At 32.3% G+C, this 24106-nt stretch carries 25 protein-coding genes; 15 read left to right on the top strand and 10 right to left on the bottom strand.

The features are described from left to right. Positions 1-54: 54 nt before the first annotated feature. Entirely contained in the window at positions 55-690 is a 636-nt protein-coding gene (locus Q7I96_00950) for a hypothetical protein (GenBank protein MDO9626177.1), read from the top strand. 487 nt (positions 691-1177) lie between these two features. Here the strand turns inward: Q7I96_00950 and Q7I96_00945 are convergent, their stop codons facing one another. Both Q7I96_00945 and aroD read right to left on the bottom strand, forming a co-directional pair. Beyond that, a complete protein-coding gene (locus Q7I96_00945) occupies positions 1178-1798 on the bottom strand; it encodes a S24/S26 family peptidase (protein ID MDO9626176.1) in 621 nt (206 codons plus the stop codon). 142 nt (positions 1799-1940) lie between these two features. Next, positions 1941-2606: a type I 3-dehydroquinate dehydratase gene (aroD, locus tag Q7I96_00940; GenBank protein MDO9626175.1), complete on the bottom strand. Its 666-nt coding sequence runs from the start codon at positions 2604-2606 to the stop codon at positions 1941-1943. A gap of 487 nt (positions 2607-3093) precedes the next feature. Between aroD and Q7I96_00935 the strand changes: the two genes are divergently transcribed. From Q7I96_00935 to Q7I96_00915, 5 genes are all read left to right on the top strand, one after another. Next, complete coding sequence (locus Q7I96_00935) at positions 3094-3486, top strand: DUF5518 domain-containing protein (protein ID MDO9626174.1); 393 nt, start codon at positions 3094-3096, stop codon at positions 3484-3486. A gap of 226 nt (positions 3487-3712) precedes the next feature. Continuing rightward, positions 3713-4441, top strand: a complete 729-nt coding sequence (locus tag Q7I96_00930) for a hypothetical protein (protein MDO9626173.1) — start codon at positions 3713-3715, stop codon at positions 4439-4441. A 311-nt stretch (positions 4442-4752) separates the two neighbouring features. Beyond that, positions 4753-5613, top strand: a complete 861-nt coding sequence (sucD, locus tag Q7I96_00925; protein MDO9626172.1) for a succinate--CoA ligase subunit alpha — start codon at positions 4753-4755, stop codon at positions 5611-5613. 199 nt (positions 5614-5812) lie between these two features. Continuing rightward, positions 5813-7024: a hydroxymethylglutaryl-CoA reductase (NADPH) gene (gene hmgA, locus Q7I96_00920; GenBank protein MDO9626171.1), complete on the top strand. Its 1212-nt coding sequence runs from the start codon at positions 5813-5815 to the stop codon at positions 7022-7024. Between the two features lie 90 nt (positions 7025-7114). Next, positions 7115-7693, top strand: coding sequence for a TIGR00267 family protein (locus Q7I96_00915; protein MDO9626170.1), 579 nt, complete (start codon positions 7115-7117; stop codon positions 7691-7693). Positions 7694-7749: 56 nt separating this feature from the next. Here the strand turns inward: Q7I96_00915 and Q7I96_00910 are convergent, their stop codons facing one another. The 4 genes from Q7I96_00910 to Q7I96_00895 form a co-directional block, all read right to left on the bottom strand. Continuing rightward, positions 7750-8253 carry a hypothetical protein gene (locus Q7I96_00910; protein ID MDO9626169.1) on the bottom strand — a complete coding sequence of 168 codons (504 nt, stop codon included), beginning with the start codon at positions 8251-8253 and terminating at the stop codon, positions 7750-7752. A 72-nt stretch (positions 8254-8325) separates the two neighbouring features. Beyond that, entirely contained in the window at positions 8326-9168 is an 843-nt protein-coding gene (locus Q7I96_00905; GenBank protein MDO9626168.1) for a TatD family hydrolase, read from the bottom strand. A 186-nt stretch (positions 9169-9354) separates the two neighbouring features. Next, the gene (locus Q7I96_00900; protein MDO9626167.1) at positions 9355-10065 is read right to left on the bottom strand and encodes a DUF116 domain-containing protein; all 711 of its coding nucleotides are present in this window, start codon (positions 10063-10065) and stop codon (positions 9355-9357) included. Positions 10066-10294: 229 nt separating this feature from the next. Next, the gene (locus tag Q7I96_00895) at positions 10295-10726 is read right to left on the bottom strand and encodes a HEAT repeat domain-containing protein (GenBank protein MDO9626166.1); all 432 of its coding nucleotides are present in this window, start codon (positions 10724-10726) and stop codon (positions 10295-10297) included. Positions 10727-10993: 267 nt separating this feature from the next. Between Q7I96_00895 and Q7I96_00890 the strand changes: the two genes are divergently transcribed. Next, complete coding sequence (locus Q7I96_00890; protein MDO9626165.1) at positions 10994-11116, top strand: hypothetical protein; 123 nt, start codon at positions 10994-10996, stop codon at positions 11114-11116. Positions 11117-11290: 174 nt separating this feature from the next. Here Q7I96_00890 and Q7I96_00885 read toward each other — a convergent pair whose 3' ends face one another. Both Q7I96_00885 and Q7I96_00880 read right to left on the bottom strand, forming a co-directional pair. Further along, a complete protein-coding gene (locus tag Q7I96_00885) occupies positions 11291-11767 on the bottom strand; it encodes a hypothetical protein (protein MDO9626164.1) in 477 nt (158 codons plus the stop codon). Continuing rightward, positions 11734-11889: a hypothetical protein gene (locus Q7I96_00880; protein MDO9626163.1), complete on the bottom strand. Its 156-nt coding sequence runs from the start codon at positions 11887-11889 to the stop codon at positions 11734-11736. Before Q7I96_00880 ends, Q7I96_00885 begins: the two co-directional genes overlap by 34 nt. Before the next feature lie 272 nt (positions 11890-12161). Here Q7I96_00880 and Q7I96_00875 point away from each other — a divergent pair, with 272 nt between their 5' ends. From Q7I96_00875 to polX, 8 genes are all read left to right on the top strand, one after another. Continuing rightward, a complete protein-coding gene (locus Q7I96_00875; protein ID MDO9626162.1) occupies positions 12162-14357 on the top strand; it encodes a VWA domain-containing protein in 2196 nt (731 codons plus the stop codon). Positions 14358-14529: 172 nt separating this feature from the next. Beyond that, complete coding sequence (locus Q7I96_00870) at positions 14530-15717, top strand: histidine kinase dimerization/phosphoacceptor domain -containing protein (GenBank protein MDO9626161.1); 1188 nt, start codon at positions 14530-14532, stop codon at positions 15715-15717. A gap of 147 nt (positions 15718-15864) precedes the next feature. Then, the gene (locus Q7I96_00865; protein ID MDO9626160.1) at positions 15865-16989 is read left to right on the top strand and encodes an FIST N-terminal domain-containing protein; all 1125 of its coding nucleotides are present in this window, start codon (positions 15865-15867) and stop codon (positions 16987-16989) included. Positions 16990-17008: 19 nt separating this feature from the next. Next, on the top strand, positions 17009-19177 hold the full coding sequence (locus tag Q7I96_00860; GenBank protein MDO9626159.1) for a PAS domain S-box protein: 2169 nt from the start codon (positions 17009-17011) through the stop codon (positions 19175-19177). A gap of 148 nt (positions 19178-19325) precedes the next feature. Next, entirely contained in the window at positions 19326-19835 is a 510-nt protein-coding gene (locus Q7I96_00855) for a DUF367 family protein (GenBank protein ID MDO9626158.1), read from the top strand. Between the two features lie 3 nt (positions 19836-19838). Continuing rightward, entirely contained in the window at positions 19839-19985 is a 147-nt protein-coding gene (locus tag Q7I96_00850) for a 50S ribosomal protein L40e (GenBank protein MDO9626157.1), read from the top strand. Positions 19986-20074: 89 nt separating this feature from the next. Beyond that, positions 20075-20809: a geranylgeranylglyceryl/heptaprenylglyceryl phosphate synthase gene (locus Q7I96_00845; GenBank protein ID MDO9626156.1), complete on the top strand. Its 735-nt coding sequence runs from the start codon at positions 20075-20077 to the stop codon at positions 20807-20809. 236 nt (positions 20810-21045) lie between these two features. Next, positions 21046-22752 carry a DNA polymerase/3'-5' exonuclease PolX gene (gene polX / locus Q7I96_00840; GenBank protein MDO9626155.1) on the top strand — a complete coding sequence of 569 codons (1707 nt, stop codon included), beginning with the start codon at positions 21046-21048 and terminating at the stop codon, positions 22750-22752. Between the two features lie 58 nt (positions 22753-22810). Here polX and Q7I96_00835 read toward each other — a convergent pair whose 3' ends face one another. After that, positions 22811-23065: a hypothetical protein gene (locus Q7I96_00835; GenBank protein ID MDO9626154.1), complete on the bottom strand. Its 255-nt coding sequence runs from the start codon at positions 23063-23065 to the stop codon at positions 22811-22813. A gap of 52 nt (positions 23066-23117) precedes the next feature. Further along, positions 23118-23780, bottom strand: coding sequence for a molybdopterin-dependent oxidoreductase (locus tag Q7I96_00830; protein MDO9626153.1), 663 nt, complete (start codon positions 23778-23780; stop codon positions 23118-23120). Positions 23781-24106: the final 326 nt, after the last annotated feature.

The following is a 24106-nucleotide window of genomic DNA, read 5'->3' as shown; positions in this document are numbered from 1 at the left end:
GTTTTATTGAAAAAATAGTAAATTATAATAAAAAATATGAATATAAAATTAAATATGACAAAAAAATATTTAATAGTTTTTTTGATTGCTGCTTTACTTTTTATCCCCACGGCCTTTGCAGATGTTATTCAACCTGGTGAAAAGGCCATAAACTTTGACTATCAATTGACCAATATCAAGGATTATCCTGATTATGTTTTTATTTTACATGGAATGCCTAGTCCTACTATGGAGATATTAAGCTCTTCTGAATTTAGTTTTTACAAATTGAGTACCTGTTCTATTTATGCTATCAAAAAAACTGATTTTAATAAAATTAATATTAGTAAAATGAATGATACTGAAATAGAAACCTTTTTAATGAATGATTCTCGATTAGCTCGCTCTAATCTAGAACTTGAAGGCCAATATGGGTCAGTTACTATTGATAATCCACTGGAGAGTGCTATGGTTTTGCTGCGTATTAATTCTATTCAGGGCAATAACTTGGAAATTCAGAAAACCAAAATAGTTTATGGATACTCTGATGGCCAAAAAACGGAAAAAGCATTTCAAAATCAAAATCAGACACCAGAACCTCCTAATTCTCAAAACCCGTTAACAAATTATATTTATTATCTGTTAGTACCTATTATTGCAGCCATAATTTTGATTTACATTATAGCCAAAAGAAAATCTAACAAACAATAAATATTTTTTATTATTTTAAAAATAAAGTTTAGTACTATGCTTATTCAAAGTCTATTAATCCCCTGGATTCTTACCATATTTATTGAATTTATTATAATATGGATTTTTATTCGGAAAAACCCGCAAAAACTCTTTTTTTACTCTTTAATAATTAATTCCATTACTCTTCCTCTATCTACATTAACTTATATCTATTTTTTTCACAATTTTTTATTGATAGAAATAGCTGTTTTTTTAATGGAGATTTTTCTTTTAAAGAGCATTTTGGAACTTAGTTATGAGAAAGCAGCATTAATATCTTTAATGACCAATTTTATCAGCGCCCTGGTAGGAGCATTAATTTATAGCCTATTTTAAAGCCCATTAAATGTATTTAATTGGGTAATTAATGTATATTTGAAGATTAAATCTGATATAGAATAAGCATTTAATTTAATATTATATTCTAAATTATATGAATAGATCAAAAATAAATAAAATTAATGATTTAATATTCCTTTACTACGCCAACAACATAGCTCCTAGGTACCCAGGTATTCAAAGGAGTTTTGGTTATAATATAATTAGTTTCATAAATGGTTTCCACGTTTTTATTGTCACTCATTAAATAAACCCGGCTTGCCTCGATTTTACCCACTCTTTTTACAATAAGGCCATATTTATCATGTTTAGAAATAACAATATCTCCCACTTTGAAGTTCTTTGTTTTAAGAACCATCAGGCTTTGGCCATCATTTAATGTGGGGTACATGGAATCTCCATTAACTACGGCGGGCATAGGAAGCTGGTTTTCTCCAAACTGGGACTTAAGATTAACTGTAACTTGAGTATAATTGTATTTCTGACTAATACTGGTTACACCTGAAGTAATGGTATTCATAGTACTGTCGGGGCTTTTTATTTCATCAGCGAGATATTGTCCTATCTCATTTTCCATTGAAGATGGTGCTTTGTTAAATGGTATGGTCGATGTTGCAACAGTAATATCAGATCCATTGGTTTCTATATCAATGTTAACTGCATTGGAATGTTGGTTTAATAATATGGCTGATCCAGCTACTAGCATTAATACTATTATTCCAATAATAATCCCTGATTTTTTATTCAATATTTCACCACCAACTTGTGTGAGTATTATTAATATGATTATTGCTTAGTTTAAATTATATATTCTATTATTTTTGCTCTTAAACTTCAATATATTTTGTATGGTAGGTTAATATATTAATGAGTAGGATTTCAATTGTTTACTATTTTTCAGTTAGTTTATCCAACATAAAACGGGTAGATTTTAAATCAAGCTGTCCTGGTGCTGTTTTAGCTCCTACAGACGCAAATGTAAAAGGAGCACCCAGCAGTGGCCCCACAACACGACTGTATTTTCCCATTTCGCCCATGGAAATGGCCACAGTATCAGGATATTCAGATAAAACATTGAGAACGGTAATGGTATCACCTATATTTTGAGGAGTAACCGCAAATTTAGCTATATCTCCTATTTCTCTTTCTTTTTCAACCACCATTAAAAGTTCACTCAGGGGAGGGGTTTTTTCAAAATCGTGAAAAGATATTATACTGCAGTTTGCAGATTCAATGACCTTAGACCTAAAATCTTCTCGGCAATTTAACTCTATATCCACATATTCTGCCTCTTTTGAGGATTCAATGAGTATTTCAGTCCTTTCTCGCTCTGAACCCGAAAAAAAGCCACCTTCAGTTGATATTCTATTAGTGGCAATAATTGGAAAGTCTATTTCTTTAATTAGTTTAATGGCCATTTTCGGTGTAGGATTTTTAAGTGCGTCAATTCTGATTTCTAATAAGTCTGCTCCAGATTCAATACAGATTTTAGCAGATTTAAATGCTTCATCTGCTGTTTTTTCAAATACTGGTGTGCATATTTTATATTTTACCACTTTTAACAGCTCTTTTATTTTTTATAGGCATTAATTTATTTTTTCTTAAAGATTTAATGACGGTAAATAATAATATTATATTAACTTTTTTCAAAATAAATTTTTAAAAGAAATAATATAAACTTTATTGAAATTATTAGTAATTAATATATTAAGTCTTTATTGAATTGGTATTATTTATAAAAATTTATAAAATATTTAATTTATTAAAATATTTATCAAAATTAGTATTAGTTGCAGGTCCACCTGGTAGAACAAGGTTAAATTTTTAACCGCGTAAATGGACCTGCAATTAACCTATGTTCTCATTGGTTATTAATGTATCATGTATTTTCCAACACAGCTTATTTATCCCGTATTCAATAAGGTGATTTTGGGCAAATTGTTACAAATTTGGGTATAATTTTGGGAAAACTATTAAATTAAGGCCCTATAATTTAGTATATAAATACGTTGAAATAATTTAATGTTTTTGGGATGTGAAAAAATGAATAAAAATGATATACAGTGGAAACCGGTCATAATTGGTATAATTGTTGCTTTAGCATTTTTCATTGTATCTTCCATGGTATCTGGTTTGAATACTATTCTCGTTGTGTTTTTATTAGCAGGAATAATTGTTGGATTCATGGCTAGTACTAATTATATGAAAGGAGCACTTAATGGTACTTTGATGGGTGTTATTGGTGGTATTTTAACTATAATACTGCTTTCAGTTTATCTAACTATGCAGGGAGTTGGGGCATACCTATCCGTCTATATAAATACATTTTTGATTTATCTGGTTATTCAGATAATATTGGCTGCTATTGGAGGAGCTATTGGTTCAGCCATTAAAGCAGAATCATTGATAGAAAGGCCTGAAGAAGATTTAGAATAGATAAATATCTTTTTTTTTATTTTCTATTATTTTCTAAGTTTTTTAGTTTTATATTTTTTTGTTTTATCCTATTTTTTTATAATATTTCTCTAATTTTAGTTAAGTTAATCATTGTTCTAAGGGCATAGAAATAAAAAATATATTATCTATTAAAAACAAAAGCATAATAAAATTTATTTATCTATTAATTAACTAAAGTTAATTTAAGAAATTTACAGGTGATCTAGTGAAAATAACTGCCATTGGTGCGGATATATCTAATAATGACACGTCTTGTAGTGGGAATCTTATAAAAAACCTACAAGCTAATATTCCACAGCTAATAGATTTAGGAGCTCAAAATGCTGCTTTAACTAATATTACTGGTGATGATGTAGTTATCAGTGCTTTTATAGAAGATGATCTTTTAGAAATAATTAATCGTGGCATTGTGGATATTTTAACCGAAAATTCAGAAGATTTAGGTGATGTTAATGGTATATCTCCTACTCCCGAAGGGGCTGGTGAAGGTATATCCTATGCTGAGGCCCATATACGTCAAGATAGGTTTCCAGATGCTCTTATTCTAGCCTTTGATACTTATGGTGGAGAACCTTTTGTGGGAAATGCTGCCAACTCGGCAATCAAAGCCGCTCGTGGAATGGAAGGAGTTACTGATGTCAGTGATGAAATAGTGCCTGGGGTTAAAAAAATACCGGGTGTAGGATATGTTTCAGATAAGACTGACGACCCGGTGGTCGTAGCCACTTTGGAAGATTTGGAAAGTGTGGGTGTTGTAGCTGGGGCCATGGTAGGGGCTGCTCTGGGTAATAAAAATGTTTACCTAGTTAAAAGAGGGGCACCATCTTATGTGATTCCGGGAAGTGTTATATTGTCAGTTACTGCTTACATGAACGGAAATATGATGGATTTAGCCGTTCCTTTTGAAGAAAGAACCAGAATTTTAAGAGTTTAGATCCAAACTATTTCTATTATTATATTATTTTCTTTGTTTCTAAGGAAATTCAGTTTTCAGAGCTATTCTATGTAATTTCATGAAGATTAGCATTTTTGATTGAAATAAATTTTAGATCAAAAATAGTGAAATTTAATTATATAATGGCATATAATTATTGTAAATATTCTTGATAAGTTAAGTTATCCATTTTAATAAATTAATTACTAAATTAATTACAGATAATAAAATATGGAATAAAAAACGGACAAATAATGTTCCGTTATTTTAATAATTATTATAATTCATGGATTACAAAAAAGGGATGAAACATGATACTTCTAGATAAAGACACTAAATGTTTAGTACAAGGAATTACTGGTAAGCAAGGTTCTTTTCATGCAGAACAAATGCTGGATTATGGCACGAATATTGTGGCCGGGGTAACTCCAGGTCGTGGGGGCCAAAAATTCGGGCCTATAAATGTATATGATTCAATTGAAGAAGTAACTGAAGAAATGGATGTCAATGCTTCTATAATTTTCGTTCCAGCTCCATTTGCCAAAGATGCAGCATTCGAATCCATTAAACATCTGGATTTAGTGGTAATTATAACCGAACACATTCCCGTTCATGATTCCATGCAAATAATGGAATATGCTCGAAAAAAAGGAACAACAGTTATAGGGCCTAATACTCCAGGAATTATATCTCCTGGTGTGGGAAAACTGGGAATTATGCCCACCCATATATTTAATGAAGGAAATGTGGGTATTGTATCCCGAAGCGGAACCCTGACCTATGAATTCGCCAGTCAAATCACTGGAGCAGGAATGGGCCAGAGTACATGTATTGGAATTGGTGGGGATCCGGTGGTAGGTCTGGATTTTTCCACAGTTCTTAAAAAATTTGAAGATGATCCTGATACAGATTACATGGTCATGATTGGTGAAATTGGAGGAAATGCCGAGGAAAAGGCAGCTAAATATATTGAAAAGAATATTTCCAAGCCCGTTATGGCTTTTATCTCTGGAACCACCGCACCACCAGGTAAAAAAATGGGGCATGCTGGTGCTATTATTGAAGGCAACAGTGGAACTGCAGAGAGCAAAATCAATGCCCTGGAGTCCGCAGGAGTCCAAGTGGCCCGAAAGCCTTCTGAAATAATTAATATTATTAAAGAATTCAAATGATTTATTTTAATCATATTCTAAATAATATTTTAACTTAAAAAATTATTTTAATTAATATTTTATCCAATAATTGAATTTCAAAATCTAAGCTGGGTAATTAATTTAATTTAATTATTTCACAATCTTTAATTTAATTTTCAAACTTCAAGAATTATTTTATTTTAAAAAAATTTTATTAAAATCATTTTAAGTGATAAATATGGTAGATGAAAACGAAATTATTAATAAACTTACCCGTGGCGAAATTAAACTCCATGAAATAGAAAAATACACGCAATTAGTTCCTGAAGCTGTTGAAATCCGGCGCAAATTCATGGAAACAATTTCTGCATCTTCACTGGACCATGTATCACACTTCTCGCTGGACATGGAAGAGGCCATGAAAAAGAATATAGAAAACCCTATAGGTGCTATTCAGATCCCTGTGGGAGTAGCAGGGCCTCTAAAAATCAATGGAGAACACGCTGAAGGAGAATTTTATGTTCCACTGGCCACCTCTGAAGGAGCATTACTTGCTTCCGTAAATCGGGGATGCTCCACTATAAGTCAATCTGGCGGAGCTAATGTTAGGATAATTGACGATAAAATGACCCGGGCCCCAGTTATAAAGGCAGAATCCGTTATGGAGGCCATGGAAATAAAAAAATGGATTGAAAACCATTTCAACGAACTTAAAGAAGCTGCTGAATCCACCACTAGCCACGGAAAACTATTAAAAATTGATCCAGTGATTGTAGTAGGCCATTATTTATACCCTAGATTCGTATACTCCACTGGAGACAGTATGGGTATGAATATGGTAACCATTGCCACCGAATCAGCATTAAATTTATTATTTAAGGAGACCGGGGCCCATGTGATTGCCCTTAGTGGTAATGTCTGCGTAGATAAAAAACCTGCTGCTTTAAACTTAATTGAAGGCCGGGGAAAATCTCTGGTGGCCGAAGTAGTGGTTCCTAAAGAAATAGTGAATAAAAAACTTAAAACTACTCCTGAAGCCATTGAAGAAGTGAACATGGCTAAAAATTTCATGGGATCGGCTATATCTGGAAGTATGGGATTCAATGCCCAGTATGCTAACATGATTGGAGCTATATTTTTGGCCACGGGCCAGGACGAGGCCCATATTGTGGAGGGCAGTCTGGGAATTACCACGGCTGAAGACAAAAATGGGGACCTTTACTTTTCAGTGACCTTACCTGATGTTCCCCTAGCCACTTTTGGCGGAGGAACCCGTCTGGAAACAGCTAAAGAGTGTCTAGAAATCATGGATGCCTATGGTTCTGGAAAAGTCCACAAGTTTGCTGAAATCGTGGCTGGAATTGTTCTGGCCGGAGAATTGTCTCTAATGGGAGCTTTAGCTGCAGGACATTTGGCCCGGGCCCATAAGGATTTAGGACGGGGAAAATAAATCTGATGAGAAATTTTCCTTAGAAATTACTTATCAAAAAAACATGAAAACATTTTTTATTATATTTTTCATTCAAGGAGAACTTTTTAAATGAACATAAGGGAATTTATACACGAATACCTTCAAATGAGCAGATATGTAGCCTTAGGAACCTTAGATGGTATCCTGGCTGTTATGGGAGTGATCCTAACTGCCAGTGGAGTCATTGCCCTGGGTGGTGGTGAAGTTCAAAATTATCTCATAGGCCTAACTGGACTTAGTGGTGGTATTGCTCTGGCTATGTCCAATGCATTTGGATCATTTATTGGTGAACGGGCCGAAGAAACACGGACCCTCAGAGAACTGGAACGTAAGATGGTCATGGATGAGGGAAAACTGGATGATACCATAATTCACAAACAGGCCAAGCGCAGAATTTACATGAGTATGTTTACCCATGGATTTTCCAGTTTTATAGGATCATTCGTACCAGTACTGCCTTTTTTACTCATTGCTGATAGAATGACAGCCACCGTGACTACTATTGTCATGTGTTTTACGGCATTAATCATTCTAGGTGTTTATTTAGGTAGAGTTTCTAGAGAAAGTCTATTTAAAACAAGTTTAGAAATAGTTATTATAGGTATTGTAATTAGTGCTGTGAGTTTCATTATTGGTGGAAGCCACTAAAAACAATTTTTTTTTAATTTATTTTACTCAATTCACTATTATCATTTAATCATTTCTCATTTTTTTTGAAATAAATCGTGAGCAGGACAACCTAACTCGCTTTGTTTACACTTTGGACAGGTTAATCCCCTGATTAGAGCATTACCAAATAGTGAAAGTATTAAAAGAACTACAATTAATGAAAGGATTAGCCATGAAAAATTAGATAATAATATAAATATTCCTGCTAATGTGGGCACAATAAAAACTAATATATCTGGAATCATATCTTTCCATTTCAATTCTTTATGGGAAAATTTAGAAGGATCACCTTTTTTGAAAAATAAGGCACTCAAGCGACCTTTACCAAAACCACAAATTTTACCATAATAATAACAATTCACGCAACCTTTTTTCAAGACTTTAATCTCTAAAATTAGGCAATATATTAAATATAATACGGAGTAAAACCATCCTAGATTGTATATGATGACAGCACCTATAATATAAATGGATAATATTAATATGTTGCTTAAAAAGACGATTTTTAAGGGATAATTTTCATAACAATGGTTTTTCATGATTTAATATTGGCTTTAAAAATAATAAATAATTAATGGGATTAATTTTTAAGTAAAAATATATTTTAAAAATCAATCTTCTATCCCATAAACTCTTTTAATATTATCTGAATGGATTTTAAAAGCATCTTCTTCAGTCATTAAGCCTTTATTAATGAATTCTTGGGTCCTACGGGGAACGGTTTTTGGCCCTAAAACGGCACCAGGCCTAGTTAAATCATCCAGATAATCAGTTTCCATTAAAAAATAATTACTTTTTTTAATTCCTTTAGATACCACATCTCTGGTGGAAATCAAAGAAGGAGTCAATCCAAAATTCTCCTTCTCATCAGTATATGGGCCTGAGAAATGTTTTACCAGTTTATATGTTCTCAACCCAGCTTTTTTTGCCATTAAAGAGAATTCTTCGAATTGCTCTTCACTGGAGGTTTCCGTATGCAGTTGCACAGCACAGTCTGCTTCCTTAGCCAGTTCCATGGCATAAATCATGATTTCATTCTGCAGATCCCATTCTTGCGAACTTACTTCATAATGCGGCCTTCCTATTTCGCCTATGGCCACGGCTTTTCCTTCAATGACCAGTTTCTGGGCATACTCTAATCCTTTTTTAATTATTTTTTCGGCAGCTTTTAAGTCCTTACCACTTTCTAGTAAACGGGAAAGCTCAGCAGGATGTAGCCCCACTACCGCATAGGCCTTCACCCCAGTATTGGAATTTATTTCATCCACATATTTTAGAACCATTTCCATGGCCTTAGTGAAGTTAAATGGTTCTCCAAAAGTCCAGGAAGGTTTGTTAGGAATGATCATTCTTTGACCACCTGATCTGTGGAATTTTTCAGCAACTTTTATAGGGCCTTCGCCATTGAAGGGGTCTACGTGAATGTGGTTATCGGTAATAGGAATATTTTCCATAATATTTCATCTCAATTGTTATATAACTTCTACTTAAACTAAACTTAAAATATATTTGATTTATTTTATAGTTATATTTTACAATTTTTAAAATAAAATTCTATTATAACGGATTAATTTATTTTATTTCATAAAATATTAATCAAAAAACAAAAAATTATAAAAAAAGAAATTGTGAAATTTAATCTAAAAAGAATGTTTATCCGGGGTTTCTTTGCTGCAGGGACTGATATTTTTGATAGAAGAATTTTCAGCAGAAACTTCTTCTGTTATTCCCATCTTTTCTAAAACCGCCTTAGGATCTACTTTGGTCTTAAAACAACCATCTCTGGATAGAGGAACTCCCTGTGGAGAAAACTTGGAAAGCTTCATCATGGACAGATTTAAATCCTGATAACAAGCCACTCCTAGCACGGCTTTAAAGTTATTTTGTTCAATTATCTTTTTAAGGAAGGTGGAACCGGGTATAATGAATACTTTGTATCCAACACATTCTGCATTTTCCTTTAAAGTCCCAATAACACATTTTTTGCAGTTGGTACATACTAATCCTGCTGGTTCTAATGTGGCCTCGCAATTAGGACTTCTCAAACAATGGGGAAGAATCAAAAGTTTCTCATCAGATTTTGTAGATTTAAATCTTTTTTCATTGACTTTGTTTCTAACTTCTACACCTATATGGTCCACTATTTTTTCATCAAGACCCATACTTTCTGAAAATTTTTTGAAAGGACCGTAGAAAAGATCTATAGTTAAAAGTAAGACTTTTGGAAAGATTAATCTGTCCTGTTTAATTAGTATCTTCCCTAAAATAAGGGTCGAAAAAAGCATGGCTAATATAATTATACCCGCAATAAACACCATTTGTCCAAATATTTGATAAAACTCGTTGAACATAGAATCCCTGTTAATATGACATTTTTTTAATATAATAAGTCGTTAAAATGATTTAATTTTTTTAAAGATTAATTTAATATATTTTTATTATCAAAACAAAGCAAATATAGCTATTATAACAATTAGATATCATGATTTAGAATAGTATACTATTGTTAATTATTTTATATAAACTTGGTGTTTAAAATAATTATTATAAAAAATAAGTTTAATTTATAATCAATTATTATCAATGTGTCTCATTAATGCTTTTTAGTACATTAAATGCTGTTTCTTTAACATGAGGATCTGTATCCATAACTGCCGGGGCTATTAAATCAATTGATTCTGGTCCTGAAATTCGGGCCAAAGATTCTATGGCAGCACATCTAACTGTCCAGTCTTCATCATCTAAAAGATCTATAATCTTCGCTCTGGATTTTTTATCTTTTTTTTCTGCGATTTTACCTACTGATTGAACAGCTACTGCTCTAACTCCCCAAGAATCATCTTTTAGAACACTGAAAAGATATTTTAAGCAGTTATGGTTTCCAATTTGCCCTATTGCTTTCGCTGCTTCTTTTCTCATCTGTGGATTTTCTTCTTTTAAAATTGAAACCAGAGATTTTAAATCATTATCCAGTTTCATAGTCTCTATTTGAAATCCCAAAACACCGGCCAAATTAATCACCAATTAATGCAGATTGAACTAAATATTTCCTAAAAATTACTTAAATTGTATCTTAGAATATTATTGTGTGATTCCAACTTAATAAATATTTAGTTTTAAGGAATTGGAATAAAAATAGGATTCAATTAAAAAAATAAGTCATTAATTAGTAATATTGGATTATATCTATGATTTCAGGCATGAACTGGAAAAATAATGTTTTAAAATAAAATTATGATTTAAGGGATAATATTAAATGGCCATATTTAGGGGGGGGTCATGGAAGATCCTATTAAGATAAGATCTCCACATGATGAATTTATCAATAAGATAAAAACAATTCTAACATCTAACATAATCCCTTATAAACATTACCTTAATAACAAACATAATAAATCTTAATCACTGATTAATTCATACTTAAAACGGAAAATGGGGCATTTAAGTAATAATTTTAAAAAAAAATATAATCATTTAATTAACTAGAACCGTTTTAAATTTTACTAAAAAATAAATAATTATTTATTTTTATATATTGGTTAGTAAAAAAAGATTATTTAAAAAAGATTAGTGGAATTAAAGAGTTTCTAACTTTAAATTTTCAACATTTCCTTCAATTAATACTCCTTCTTCGGTTGAATTTAGTTTAACTCCGGAAAGAGTCTCGCAGGCACATAAAATGTCCTGTTCTGGGTGGGTGCCCGGTACAATATTACAGTCCAGCCTTACATTACTTCCCACAGCTACTACCATTTTTAATCTTTTAGAAGTAGGGTGATTATCTGGTAAAACCACAATAGGGGATTCCATTTCCCTTAAAAGATAGGCCATACATTTAATACCTTTTTCTATCTCCGTTCCTTCTCCAAAAGCAGATATTACTAGTAAATCTTCTTTTTCAAGAAACATTACTACTTCATCTTCATCTGGTGTGCCAATAAAGACCATTCTCGGATCACCAGATTTAACAATTCCCACAGTTCCTGATTCACCTCTTAAAAATAAAATTTCAGAAGTATCTATTCTGAGCACTCCACGTTGTCGGATTGGCATGATGGACATACTACTCTTTTACCTATACCTTTAAATTCATTTCCACAATCTAAACACTTACAACGTTTTGTTTTCAGTTTTTTCATTTTAATATCAGCCATGGGGCCGCCCACAGTACACATATTATCACCATATCCATTTTTAGCCATAATATTATTTATTTGTTTTTATCTTTATTTTTGGCCTAAATATGGGCCTTTAGCAAAATTAAAATAGAAAATTCTTTATTTTTCCACTTTACTTATTAATTGATTTATAAATAAAATGTGAAATACTTATTACAAAAAAGACAGATAAATTAAACATCATTTAAGTCTAAATATCAAAAATAATTATTAAAAAATTTGTATTAGTATATATTTCGTTTATAACGACTTAAACCTAAGGTGAGCCCATGAAAAATCTTATTTTTCCATTCACAGCCATTGTTGGTCAAGAAGAGATAAAAAAATCTTTAATCTTAAATGCTATAAATCCTGGAATTGGTGGGGTTTTAATAAAAGGAGATAAGGGTACAGGAAAAACTACTGCAGTTCGTGCCATAGCTGATCTTTTGCCTTTAATTCCCGTGGTTAAGGGATGCGCCTTTAATTGCGATCCTCAGGATATGGTTTCATCTTGTGAAATCTGCCGCTTGAAAAATCGTGAAATTGAAGAGAAAAAGATGAAAGTAGTCGAATTACCGCTGGGGGCTACTGAAGATAGGGTGGTTGGTTCCATTGATATTAATAAAGCTTTAAAAAAGGGTATTAAAGCACTAGAACCTGGAATATTAGCTGAAGCTAACCGTAACATATTATACGTGGATGAAATTAACCTTCTGGATGATCATCTAGTAGATGTGCTTCTGGATGCAGCAGCTTATGGCATAAACAATGTGGAGCGAGAAGGAATATCACTTTCTCATCCTTCAAAATTCATGCTGGTAGGTACTATGAATCCAGCTGAAGGAGAGCTCCGGCCCCAATTAGCTGATAGAATTGGCCTACATATAATTGTCACTAGTATTCATGATATTAAGGACCGGGTGACTATCATGAGTCGTCGGGAGCAATTTGAAAAAGACCCTGAAGAATTTAAAAAACTATTTGCTACCGAACAAAAGGAATTACTGGATAAAATTGTCTCCGCTCGGAAATTACTTTCTCAAGTCCAAATTAATAATGATTTAATGGAATTAATAGCTAGAATTTCTTTAGAAACTGGTGTTGATGGCCATAGAGCAGATATAGCTATTTTAAAAACTTCAAAGGCAATAGCAGCTTATAATGGCCGAGTCAAAGTCAATGAAGATGATTTAAAAGAGGCCATAACTCTGGTTTTAGGTGAGAGAATACCGGGCAAATCACAGGATCCAGATAAAGTCTGCAAACAAATGGATAAGGCCAAATCGGAAATGGAACGAGAAAAAGAAAAAGAGCGTGAACAACAAGAGAAAGAAAAAGAACAAAATCACAATCAAGATAATGCTGATCAGAATGAAGGAGAAAAAAAAACTCTTGATGGTGATGAATCTGACTCTGAAAGTGATAAATCAGCAAATCAGAATTCTGATGAGATTGATCAAGATAAAGGCCTGGAAAATAAGGAATCTAATAGTGAAAATCAGAATCCTAAGCAATCAGATACTAAGCAATCGGATAATAATTCGTCATTGCCAGAAGAAAATCTAGAAGATACTTCATCATCGCACAATTCTTCTGGTGGTGATATCTCAAATGAGGAAGAAAAGGGCCAAAAATTATTTTCAGAAAATAAAAATGAGGGAAATATAGAATCCTCTGATGTGGGGATTGATATAAAAAAACTGCTTAAAGTCAAGGGTAAAAAAAAGGATAGACTCTATGGTAAACGTGTGGAATCAAAAACAGAGAAGGGAAAATATGTAAGATCTAGATTTTCATCTCAAAGGCCTAAAGATATTGCTATTGATGCTACTATTCGTGCTGCTGCCATGAAATCCAGTGGAGAAATCAAGGTAGAACCTCATGACTTACGGGAAAAGGTTAGAAAACACGGAGCCAGGGCTTCTATTGCTCTGGTGGTAGATATAAGTGGATCAATGGTTTCTGAGAAAAAGGCCAATCGAGTGAAGAGCATTTTAAATCAAATCATTAAAGATACCCAGCGCCATAAAGACAAGCTAAGCGTGATAGGATTTAAAGGTAGGGAAGCAGAGGTAATTATTCCCACCACTAAACGCGCCGCTGCTTTCCAAAGTAAAGTCGATGAAATTAGAGTAGGTGGAACCACACCCCTGGCTGCTGGTTTAAAGAAAGGCCTGGAAATATTAGTCTCAGAAAAGAAGAATAAAGAATATGTTCCCATGATGGTTGTTTTAACTGATGGAATGCCCAATGTGGGAATTAAACACAGTCCCAGCAGAGATGCCCTTGATTTGGCGGAAAAACTCAATGAAAATCATATTCATACGGTAGTGGTAAACTTTGAGAGAATACTCCATCATGGTCGTAATCTGAATATGGAGCTGGCCATTTATTCTGGTGGCCGTTATTATGATCTGGAGGATTTGCAAAATCCCGGCCAGATTATGAATAAGATTTTAGAATATGAGCGAAGTGTTTTTTAATTTTTAATAATTCAATACCCATAATTGAAATTTAGAAAATAAATAATTTATTTTTATTATTTTAACATTTTATTTTCGTTTCTTTTTTAATTTAAAAATTTAAGTTGGAATTAATTTTTTATCATTTTTTACATTATCTATCTTTTCTTAATTTTAAAAAAATTGGGAAAAAATGGTGGGGGCTGATAATTGGGATAATCTTCGCCGAAAAGCAGAAAAATCTCTTCGCCATAATAAAGAATATAACACGCCATCCATAGCTTTTAAAGATATTAGTAATCTCATCCATGAAATTCAGGTTCATCATATTGAGCTGGAAATACAGAATGAAGAGCTTCGTAATAGTCAAATTGCCCTGGAAAGTATGAATCGTAAATATTTTGATTTTTACAATTTTGCACCTATTGCTTATTTTTCATGTGACAAAAAGGGGATAATTAGTGATGTTAATTTAGAAGGAGCTTCTCTTTTAGGTTTGGAAAGAAATAATCTTTTTAATAGTGCATTTATTCGCTTTTTAACTCAAGATTCCAGAAGGATATTTCATCTACATATGAAAAAGGTTTGTGATACTTTAGAAACAGAGAGATGTAATCTTGAAATGATAAAATCTAATGGATTGCAATTCCATGCTCATTTAGAAACAGTGGGCATTACGGATAGTGATGGAACTTTTAAAGAATTTAGAACTGCCATTATTGATATAACTGAATTTAAACATTCTGAAGATAAAATAAATGGATTTATAAATGCTAAAGACATTCTCCTTAAAGAAACCAATCAACTTCATAAAAACAATCTCCAAATTATATCTAATTTTCTTGAACTTCAGTCTAAATATAGTAAAGATGATGAAACTCAGGAAATTTTCAGGGAATGCCAAAACAGAATAAAGTCAATGACCATTATACATGAAAAATTAGATAAGTCTGATTTTCTTGAAAAAATTGATTTTAAAAATTATATTAAAGAATTAATGGATTATTTACAATCATATTATCATTTAAGCTCAAATATCAAATTGATTTTGAATGGGGATAATTTAATGTTAAATAATAATACTGCTGTTTCATTAGGACTAATTATTAATGAATTAGTTACTAACTCTATTAAATATGCTTTTCCAGATGGTAGAGATGGTGAAATAACGGTAGATTTCTATAAAACTAACAATGAATTTATCCTCAAAGTGAAAGATAATGGTATGGGGCTTCCAGAAGATTTAGATTTCAAGCAAACACAATCGTTAGGTTTAAAATTAGTAAATAGTTTAACCGAGCAAATTGATGGTGAAGTAGAACTTAATAAAACTAATGGGACCTGTTTTAAAATAATATTTAAAGAAATAGAATATAAATAATATGATAAATATTTCTGAAAGTCTTTTCCTATAATTGGAGATAAGATGTTATTGTTTATTAAAATAAATTATATAGATTTGAATGAAGAATAAATCTGTCATTCGAAACCTTAATTATACAAAAGCTATATAAATATAAATGATATTATGAAAACTGGTGTTGGTTACAGCAAATCAAAAGATTCGGCCCAGGCAGGGATAGAAGCAGTAGAAAATGCTTTAAAAGAATCTGGAAAACCTTCATTAACTTTTTTATTTACTACTGATGTATATGATCAAAAATCTGTCTTTGAATCGGTTAAAGAGTTAGTTGGGGATTCAAAGATTGTTGGCTTTTGTGGTGGGGGAATAATAACTCCTGAAGGCGTATTAAGGCAAGGTGTAGGAGTATGCACGCTGAGCGGGAAGGAACTTCTGGTGGAAACTTCTCTGCAAAAAAATATCAACTTGAATCCGCATAAAGCCGGTGAAAAAGCCGGTGAAAAATTGATGGCAAGTGGAATTCAAAAAGGTACAGTATTTGCTTTTCCAGATGGATTCACGTCTAATATTTCTGAAACAATTCAGGGACTTTACAATACTATGGGTCCTGATTTCAAATATGCAGGGGGCGGTGCTGGAGACAACCTTAAATTCTTTAAGACTTACCAGTTTACTGAAAAAGGAGTAGAAAGCAGAGCACTGGCGACGGCTTTAATTGATGGCATTGAAATTCAAACAAGCATAGGGCACGGTTGGGAGCCTAAAAGGGATCCTATGATAATAACCAATTCTAATGGTAAAAAAGTTGTTGAAATAAATGGTATCACCGCTTTTGATTCTTATAATGAACAGATTGGAGTTATTGGAACTGAAAAATTTCCAGAATATGGTATGAGATATCCTCTTGGATTTCCCGATGTTTCAGGTAATTATCTGATTAGAGATCCCCTAAAATTGAACTTTGATAAAAGTATTGATTTTGTAACTGAAATTCCTAAAAATGCAGTGGGTAATGTGATGGAAGGTGAAATAATTGATCTAATTAAGACGGCCAAAAATGTAGCTGAGAAAGCCGTTCAAAACATTGAAAAACCCCAGTTCGTACTTTTATTTGATTGTATATCTCGTTATCTCTTAATGGGTGATGAATTCGAAAAAGAACTGGAAAGTATAAAGAAAGTAATAGGTTTTGAAGTTCCATTTCTTGGAGCACTTACATTTGGCGAAGTTGGTAGCTATATAGATGTCCCTCTTTTCCATAATAAAACTGTGGTAATTGTAGTTGGATAATTATAGTGGGAGAAACTTCATGAATGAAAAATCATATGATAAATTAGCAATTGCTGAATTATCAACTCTTTATGAGATTTCTTCTATTTTATTTCTAAGATCAAAAGATGAGATTTTAAAAGAGGCATTAGAAAAAGTTATAAGGCTTTTTGGAGTCCGTTATTTTTTATTATTTGATGGAAAATCAGATGATGGACAAATTGTATCCTCTTGGGGTTTTAAAGGCTCTGAAGATTTTTTATTGAAAATTAATCAAAAAGAGCCAAATCAATTTAATTTTTCATTTACTAAATTGGGTAATTTGGAGTTATTCATGGAGCAAAGTTACCCTATAAAAACTAGGGAGCGTCGTCTTTACATAATGTTTGCACGAAGCCTTGAAAATTCTCTATTAAATGCTAAAAATATTGAAAAACGTGAAAAGGCAGAGAAAACTCTACAAAAATCTGAAAAAAAATTTAGAGATCTAGTAGAAAACATTAATGATGTAATTTTTACTATAAATCCTGAGGGTTATATTACTTACATTAGTCCCACAATCGAACAAATCACCAGTTACAAAACTAATGAGCTCATTGGTCAAAATTTCACTATTTTTGTGCATCCAAATGATATATCTGATTTATTTGACTCTCTAAAAAATACATTAGCTGGCAAATTAAAACCAACTGAATTTAGAGTTCTGGATAAAGATGGGACTGTTCTTTATATACGCACATCATCTAGACCCATAATAAAACAAAGCCAAACCATAGGCGTTACGGGAGTAATTTCCGATGTAACTGAACGGATAAAATTTGAAAAAGCTCTAAAAAAATCTGAAATAAAATACAGAACTATTTTTGAACACACTGGGACCGCTACTGCAATTATAGATGAAGATACTACTTTATCTTTGGTTAATGCTGAATTTGAAATACTTTCAGGCTATTCTAAAGAGGAACTTGAAAATAATAAAAGCTGGACAGAATTTGTGGCAGAAGATGATTTGGAGAGAATGAAGAACTATCATGCCCTGCGAAGAACTAAAGCGAGCATTGCTCCCTTAAATTATGAATTCCAATTTATTGATAGAAATAAAAATATTAAAAATGTTCTGATAACTGTTGTTCTCTTTCCAGATAGTCAAAAAAGTTTAGCATCTCTTATAGATATTACTGATAGAAAAAAAGCTGAACTAAAAATTAAAGAGCAATTTAATTTCTTACAACATTTAATAGATTCAATAAATCTACCTATTTTTTACAAGGACATAAATGGTGTCTATGATGGATGTAACCAAGCTTTTGAGGAATATTTAGGTCTACAAAAAGAGAATATCATTGGAAAAACGGTTTATGACATAGCACCGAAAGAATTGGCGGATAAATATTATCAAATGGATAATGATTTATTCCAAAAGCTTGGTTTTCAGGTAGATGAAGCTCCAGTAAAATATGCTGATGGTACCACACACTTTGTTGTATTTAATAAAACTACATATAATGATACTACAGGTAATTTAGCTGGATTAATTGGTATAATGGTGGACATTTCTGAGAGAAAACAATCTGAAGATAAAATTAAAAAAGCACTTGAAGAAAAGGAGATGCTTCTTAAAGAGATTCATCATAGGGTTAAAAATAATTTGATGGTTATTTCTAGCCTTCTTAATATTCAATCTAAGTATATTAAAGATAAAGAAGCTTTAGGTATTTTTAAAGAAAGTCAAAATCGTGCTAAGTCTATGGCACTTATCCATGAGAGACTTTATCGATCTAGTGATCTTAAAAGGATTAATTTTGGTGATTATATTCGAACTTTGAGTATAGATCTTTTTCACACCTATATTATTGATCCGAGTTTGATAAAATTGAATATGGATGTGGATGATTTAATGGTGGATATTAATACTACTGTTCCTTTGGGCCTAATTGTAAATGAATTAATAACTAATTCCATGAAACATGCTTTTCCGGATGGAAGAAATGGTGAAATAACCATTGGTTTCCATAAAAACAATGATGAATTTATTCTTTCAGTGAAAGACAATGGTATAGGTTTTCCAGAAGGCCTGGACTTCAGACAAACAAAATCATTAGGTTTACAATTAGTAAATAGTTTAACCGAACAAATTGATGGTGAAATAGAACTTAATAAAACTAATGGGACCTGTTTTAAAATAATATTCAAAGAAATAGAATATTAATTAATTGCAAAAGATATATTTAATAAAAAATAGGATTTTTTAGAATTATAAGAAAAGATTAATTTTTCAATAATTTAACTAAAAATAATATAAAATTTAAATACCCCTTATACTATAATATAACCTTTACAATAAACCGTGAAATAATATGAAAGTAACTGTATACCATGCCGAGGAGTGCGACCGTAAGAAATGCACCACCTTTAAAATGGCCAAAAAAGGAAAGTTTAAAATAGTAAATCATCTTAATCAGTTACCTAGAGGTGCAATTGTACTGAATCCTTATTCTAAAAAAGCAGTCTCTCCTGAAGATAAGGGCGCTGTTATTAAACGTGGAGTGGCTGGATTAGACTGCTCCTGGAAGAAGGTTCAAAAATCTGCTGCGATTTTTAAGACTTCTAAGTATCATAGATCGCTGCCATTTCTTGTTGCAGCAAATCCCACTAACTATGGTAAGCCCTGTATTCTTTCAACTGCAGAGGCAATTGCAGCAACCTTTTATATAGTGGGATTGAAAGATATAGCAGAAGATATAATGTCCCATTTTAAGTGGGGACCCCATTTTCTAATACTCAATAAAGAGTTACTAGAAGCATATTCCGATGCTGAAACCAGCGAGGAAGTTATTAAAGCTCAAAACGAATTTATAGGAGGCTAACCAATGGCTAGATTTGAAGAAGCAGAGAACAGAATATTCAATGTTAAAATTTGTCTTAAATGTAACGCTAGAAACCCACCAAGTGCTAAAGTGTGCCGGAAGTGTGGTTACAAAGGTCTAAGATACAAAGCTAAAGAATCAAGGGGTTAATCATACCCTTTAACTTTTTATATTTAATAATTTTATTTATCACGTTTATCGATTAATGAAGTGTATATTAATTTTTTCAAGGTTTTAAAATGAAAGTTGAAGCTTATTTTAAGGATATTTTAAAGGAAAGAAAGATACATCTCACCCTTCTAGATCCTGAAGAACAAACTCCTGAAGAAGCATTGTCTATATCTAAAGCTGCTGTTTCTGGAGGGTCTGATGGTATTATGCTGGGAGGTTCTACCACAGACGCTGCTGAACTTGATGCCACGGCTAAAATACTTCAAGAAAATCTTGATGTTCCTATAGTGCTTTTTCCAGGAAATATAAGTGGTGTGAGTTCGTATGCTGATGCTATTTTCTTTATGAGTCTTTTAAATTCTAGCAATCCATATTGGATTATTGGGGCGCAAGCATTGGGAGCTCCAGTAATTAAAAAAATGGGAATTGAAACTATACCTATGGGTTATCTGGTAATTGAGCCAGGAGGAACTGTGGGATGGGTAGGAGATGCTAAATTAATTCCACGCAAAAAAGCAGATTTGGCGGCGGCCTATGCCATGGCGGCTGAATATTTAGGTATGCGTCTGATTTATCTGGAAGCCGGTTCAGGTGCAGAACAGCATGTAGATCCAAAAATGATCGGTATGGTCAAAAAAACTACTGATACGATGCTTATTGTTGGTGGAGGAATCCGCAGTGGTGATGAGGCCCATGTTGTTGCTTCGGCCGGTGCTGATATTATAGTTACGGGCACTGTAGTAGAAGATAGTTTTAATGTGGAAGAGAAGATCTCTGAGATTGTGGAAGGTATGAGAAGATAATTTTAGAACTATTTTTTCTTCTTTATATTTAATTTATTAATATTTTATTAAATTTTTCTATTTTATATGGTAACTTACTATTTTGTTTATTTCTATTTTAGATTAATTAAATCTTTTAAAATCTGTTTTTTTATTATATAGATAATTTTATTGAATATTAAAACAAATTATAAAATAAATTAGTTTTTTATATTTCAATTAATGCACAACAATTAGCTGTTTTTAATGGTGATTTTATGAAAAACGAAAAAGTGGCCCATATATTAGATAGAATAGCGGACTTCATGGAAATGAATGACGACATATTTCGTATGAAGGCCTATCGTAAGGCAGCCCATACCGTGGAAACTCTCTCTGATGATATAACTACCTTAACTGAAGAAAATCGTCTGCAAGAGCTACCTGGTGTGGGAAAGGCCATAGCGGCCAAAATCAAAGAAATTGTGGAAACTGGTTCTCTGGAATACTTTGAAAACCTGAAAAAAGAGTACCCGGTGGACTTTGATGCTATGATAGAAGTGGAAGGTCTGGGCCCTAAAACTATAAAACTACTCTATGATGCGTTGGGAGTGGAAAATCTGGATGATCTGGAGCGCCACGCCAAAAGACACCATGTTCGTCGAATCAAGGGCATGGGGGATAAGAAAGAGAAAAAAATTCTTGAAAATATAGAAATGGCCCGAAAAAACTCAGGAAGAAAACTCCTGGGCCATATTCTACCTCTGGCTGAAGCTATAAAACACCAGATTGAAGTTTTAAAAGTAGTGGAAGCTGTGGAAATTGCCGGTTCCATCAGGCGCCGCAAGGAAAGTGTGGGGGATATTGATATACTGGTCATTTCTGAAAATTCTCAAGAAGTAATGGATTATTTCGTATCTTTACCTATTGTTGATGAAATAGTAGTTAAAGGACCATTAAAGAGTACTGTAGTACTTAAAGAAGGACTGGACTGTGATTTAAGGGTATTTGAAAGGGATATATTTGGTGCAGCCATGATGTACTTTACGGGGTCAAGGGATCTGAATATAGAACTCCGGAAAATAGCCATCTCTCAAAATATGAAACTCAGTGAATGGGGACTTTTTAAAGGGGATGAAATAATCACTGGTAAAAGTGAAAAAGATGTTTTTAACTCACTTGGTCTACAATATATTCCTCCTGAGATGAGGGAGAATAGAGGAGAAATAGAAGCTGCCCGTGGGGGAAAAATACCTGAATTAATTGGATATGATGATATTAGAGGGGATTTACAGGTACATACTCAATGGAGTGATGGGAAACATACTATAATGGAAATGGTTCAGGAGGCCCAGAAACTAGAATATGATTACCTGGCCATTACGGATCATCTGGGAACCCTAAGAACTGCTGAGGGAATGAATGACTCTGATATTCTAAATCAGTTTCAAGAAATTGATTCTATTAATGATGAAATGAAAGATTTTACTCTATTAAAAGGCCTGGAAGTGGATATTGACTCTCAGGGAAATTTAAATATTAGTGAAACTATTTTAGCTGAGGTTGATGTGGTGGTGGCCAGTTTACACTCTGATTTAAGGCAAGATTTCTTTGAAATGACGAATAGATTGATTAGGGCTATGGAAAATCCTTATGTGAATATTATTTCTCATCCTACTGGTCGAAAAATTCAGGAACACCGCGAATATGATTTAAATCTGGATAAAATCATGCAAAAGGCCAGTGCTACAGGAACTATTCTGGAGATTAATTCTCATCCTAACCGCCTTGATTTAAGAGATATTTACATAAAAAAAGCCATAGATATGGGGTGTAAATTAGTTATTAATTCCGATGCTCACTCTTCAGGTGAAATGAAAAACATGCAACTGGGAATAGCTACTGCTCGGAGAGGGTGGGCCAGAAAAGAGGATATTATCAATACCTTTGATTTAAAGGAACTTAATAAAATTTTAGGTAATTAAAGGTGTTTAATTTTATTATTTTATTAAATTATTTTATTTTAATTTTTATTAGTTAAAACTATTTTTTCATTATTCTATCTCTTAATGACGGTAAAGAAGTATGTAAAAATATTAAGATTACTAAAGGAACAAAAAACCAGACATGTAAATTAAATGACAGACTTTTATTAAGCAAGCCAATGGTTATAAATTCCATGCTACGGTGATAATTGATTCCCAGGCCACTAATGATTACTATAATTATTACAGCATAAAGAATGTAGGCCGTATATTTTTTCAATTTTTGGTAATCTTGATTGTTTAGGGGAGCCATATAACCATCTTTTTTTAAATTTATAACTTTATTATAAACTTTAAACTATAATTTAAGCAGAAAAACTTTCATTTAAATTACCAGTATTAGAATAACCTCTACTTTCCCAATATCCGGTGTAATTAGTGTTATTGGAAATTTCGATTTTAGTTATCCATTTAACCCATTTATATCCCCATTTACTCTCGGCCACTAATTGAAAGGGGAATCCTCGCTCGGGGGGAATGGTCACATTATTCATTTTATAGGCCATTAAAATATGGTTATTATGCAGATAATCCAAGGGAAAAGAAGTTGAATAACCATCAGCGGCATAAAATATAACTGTTTTACCATCAGGTGTTGGTTTGGTTTCATTTATGAGTTCACTAACTAGAATACCTCTCCATAATATGTTGACGGACCAGCCCTCAACACAGTTAAGGGTAACTACTTTTTGATAGTTTTTATGGTTAATAACTTCTTTATACGTATAATTTTTCGGGTTTTGAACTCTCCCTGTTATTTGTAGTGTATAATTATTAATATCTACCTTTTGAGGGCCTTTAATAGAATTTTCACGAAAATCATTGATAGATGAGAGTTTTTGGCCCTTATAGTCTTTGACCTGGACTGAATCCAGGGTAGTGACATCTGGATTTAAAAAAGCATTTAAGGTGAAGAATGATATTAATCCAATTAATAATAAAATAGAGATTGCAGCTGGTTTATACATAAATCCTCGCAATAATTTTAAATTATTTTATGTATTATGAATTAATTAAGTTTTGAATTAAAGTTCATGGATAATTTATTTATTTCTTAATGAATTTAGATTTTTTGATTTTAATTAATTCTTAATCTATAATGAAATCAAATGAATATATTAACTATATTATTTATTAATTATATTATTTTAGTATCTAAACACAAATTAAATAAGAATGTGAACCAATATAATTAAATATAGACTTTATTAATTGATTGGGAGTTGATTTCATGGTTACCAGTGAAGAAATTAGAAGAAAATTGGAAGAGAAAAAAAGAGCTAAAGTGGGAGGT

The organism is Methanobacteriaceae archaeon, from assembly GCA_030656015.1.
Classification (GTDB): Archaea; Methanobacteriota; Methanobacteria; order Methanobacteriales; family Methanobacteriaceae; genus UBA349.
Note: the sequence above shows the minus strand (reverse complement) of the source record. Positions and strands in the feature narration are given on the sequence as shown.

Coding starts and splice junctions, on each gene's coding strand:
- Q7I96_00885 (MDO9626164.1), bottom strand. CDS start 11,767: ATGCCAATCCGACAACGTGGAGTGCTCAGAATAGATACTTCTGAAATT.
- Q7I96_00935 (MDO9626174.1), top strand. CDS start 3,094: ATGAATAAAAATGATATACAGTGGAAACCGGTCATAATTGGTATAATT.
- Q7I96_00865 (MDO9626160.1), top strand. CDS start 15,865: ATGAAAACTGGTGTTGGTTACAGCAAATCAAAAGATTCGGCCCAGGCA.
- Q7I96_00830 (MDO9626153.1), bottom strand. CDS start 23,780: ATGTATAAACCAGCTGCAATCTCTATTTTATTATTAATTGGATTAATA.
- polX (MDO9626155.1), top strand. CDS start 21,046: ATGAAAAACGAAAAAGTGGCCCATATATTAGATAGAATAGCGGACTTC.
- Q7I96_00915 (MDO9626170.1), top strand. CDS start 7,115: ATGAACATAAGGGAATTTATACACGAATACCTTCAAATGAGCAGATAT.
- Q7I96_00950 (MDO9626177.1), top strand. CDS start 55: ATGACAAAAAAATATTTAATAGTTTTTTTGATTGCTGCTTTACTTTTT.
- Q7I96_00855 (MDO9626158.1), top strand. CDS start 19,326: ATGAAAGTAACTGTATACCATGCCGAGGAGTGCGACCGTAAGAAATGC.
- Q7I96_00890 (MDO9626165.1), top strand. CDS start 10,994: ATGGAAGATCCTATTAAGATAAGATCTCCACATGATGAATTTATCAAT.
- Q7I96_00905 (MDO9626168.1), bottom strand. CDS start 9,168: ATGGAAAATATTCCTATTACCGATAACCACATTCACGTAGACCCCTTC.
- Q7I96_00875 (MDO9626162.1), top strand. CDS start 12,162: ATGAAAAATCTTATTTTTCCATTCACAGCCATTGTTGGTCAAGAAGAG.
- hmgA (MDO9626171.1), top strand. CDS start 5,813: ATGGTAGATGAAAACGAAATTATTAATAAACTTACCCGTGGCGAAATT.
- Q7I96_00845 (MDO9626156.1), top strand. CDS start 20,075: ATGAAAGTTGAAGCTTATTTTAAGGATATTTTAAAGGAAAGAAAGATA.
- Q7I96_00880 (MDO9626163.1), bottom strand. CDS start 11,889: ATGTGTACTGTGGGCGGCCCCATGGCTGATATTAAAATGAAAAAACTG.
- Q7I96_00910 (MDO9626169.1), bottom strand. CDS start 8,253: ATGAAAAACCATTGTTATGAAAATTATCCCTTAAAAATCGTCTTTTTA.
- Q7I96_00860 (MDO9626159.1), top strand. CDS start 17,009: ATGAATGAAAAATCATATGATAAATTAGCAATTGCTGAATTATCAACT.
- sucD (MDO9626172.1), top strand. CDS start 4,753: ATGATACTTCTAGATAAAGACACTAAATGTTTAGTACAAGGAATTACT.
- Q7I96_00900 (MDO9626167.1), bottom strand. CDS start 10,065: ATGTTCAACGAGTTTTATCAAATATTTGGACAAATGGTGTTTATTGCG.
- Q7I96_00835 (MDO9626154.1), bottom strand. CDS start 23,065: ATGGCTCCCCTAAACAATCAAGATTACCAAAAATTGAAAAAATATACG.
- Q7I96_00850 (MDO9626157.1), top strand. CDS start 19,839: ATGGCTAGATTTGAAGAAGCAGAGAACAGAATATTCAATGTTAAAATT.
- Q7I96_00870 (MDO9626161.1), top strand. CDS start 14,530: ATGGTGGGGGCTGATAATTGGGATAATCTTCGCCGAAAAGCAGAAAAA.